The 1,269-nt window shown below is 38.6% G+C and carries 3 protein-coding genes; 1 reads left to right on the top strand and 2 read right to left on the bottom strand.

What is annotated here, in order from left to right:
• Positions 1–317: caspase family protein (locus F6K53_RS43365; protein ID WP_293086913.1), on the bottom strand; the 317-nt coding region annotated here is incomplete at its 3' end.
• A gap of 104 nt (positions 318–421) precedes the next feature.
• On the opposite strand from F6K53_RS43365, the gene F6K53_RS43360 reads away from it, so the two are divergent.
• Positions 422–814, top strand: coding sequence for a CU044_2847 family protein (locus F6K53_RS43360; protein ID WP_293086911.1), 393 nt, complete (start codon positions 422–424; stop codon positions 812–814).
• Positions 815–1,063: 249 nt separating this feature from the next.
• On the opposite strand, the gene F6K53_RS43355 is transcribed toward F6K53_RS43360, so the two are convergent.
• Positions 1,064–1,269 (bottom strand): DUF2834 domain-containing protein (locus F6K53_RS43355; protein ID WP_293086908.1); only part of this gene is annotated, 206 nt, incomplete at its 5' end.

The raw sequence follows: 1,269 nt of genomic DNA, 5'->3' as shown, positions 1-1,269 counted from the left end.
CCTTCTTGTATCCCCTTGCTTTTTCGTAAACCATGTCCAGAAAAATAGAGTAACGCTGTATCTGGGGGTTTTCCATTTGGTTTGAACAATTGTACAATTGCATCTTCTAACTGAGTCAGAGTGACTTTTGTTTTTTTACCAACGCGAATGGTATTATTCTGTTTATCCTTAACCGCCGGGAGTCGCGTTACTTTAAATTCTCCATACTTCTCTAGTAATTGGGCTACAGCTTCTGCATCCTGCCCAGGTGCCGTTAGATTATTGAGGCGTTCATAGTTGTAGGTATTAATCCCTATTACTAAGGCATTCCGACTCATAACAACCAGCTTTTTTTTAGATAAATAGGTGCTTAATAGGGATACAATTGTTTAATCGGTCTTTCCGGTAAATATTTTATTAAATGTTATACTATGATACAATTATGACACAATTAACTCCCATTAAGCTAGAAGATGACACAATTATTTATGTTGAAGCTACAGAAGATTTAGACATTCCTACGGTAAACAGCCCAAACAACCAAGAAGAAGAGGAAGAGGAAGAAGAAGCCCTCACCGACAAGGGCATGAGTTCTCCTGAAAGGCTACGACAGCAAATAATACAACACGCTCAAATCATTGAAGGTACGATTCGGGCTTACACCATTATTGGCTTAAATGCGTTTAAGAAAAAGCCAATACCTAATGTTAATAAAGTTACCCTAGAATTTGGGATAGAATTAGGGGGAGAAGCGGGGATTCCTTATGTCACCAAAGGGACTGCTAAAAGTAATCTTAAAATAACAGTAGAGTGTTCGCTTTCTAAGCAAATTTAATTCTAGATTTTCCCAGTAGGAGGGTTTAGCGAAAACTACTTCAATACTGCCCTATACTAACTTTTTGGTGTTAAATTTTTAAAGATATTTGACCATTATCTTCAAAGTTTTCAGATCTTCAGCGGGATTCCCACACTGTAATCTTTGATTGAGTATGGAAGTATATCACATTTGCGATCGCACCAGTAAAACCAACATCCCAATTCAAACGCAGTAGTGCGATTAATTCTTAATTTTTTCCGATCATTCTTACGTTGGTGAAGTGTTTTCCTCCTGAGTATCTCCTGCTAGACCTAGCACTTCCATCTGCTTGCGTTCCCGCATCAACAGAAACAACGGAAATCCAAAACCAAAAGATACTAAGAAGATAGCGACAATGTAAAGACCCCACAACCTCATTTTGAGCCGTCGCCCTTCTGTTACAATCACCACGATTGCACACAAGGCTGCAACAA

The sequence above is a fragment of the Moorena sp. SIO4A1 genome (assembly GCF_010672065.1).
Classification (GTDB): domain Bacteria; phylum Cyanobacteriota; class Cyanobacteriia; order Cyanobacteriales; family Coleofasciculaceae; genus Moorena.
The sequence above is the reverse complement of the archived record's forward strand: the minus strand, read 5'-3'. Positions and strand labels throughout refer to the sequence as shown.

Excerpts from the sequence above, each read along its gene's own strand:
- F6K53_RS43360 (WP_293086911.1), top strand. The coding sequence starts at position 422 with ATGACACAATTAACTCCCATTAAGCTAGAAGATGACACAATTATTTAT.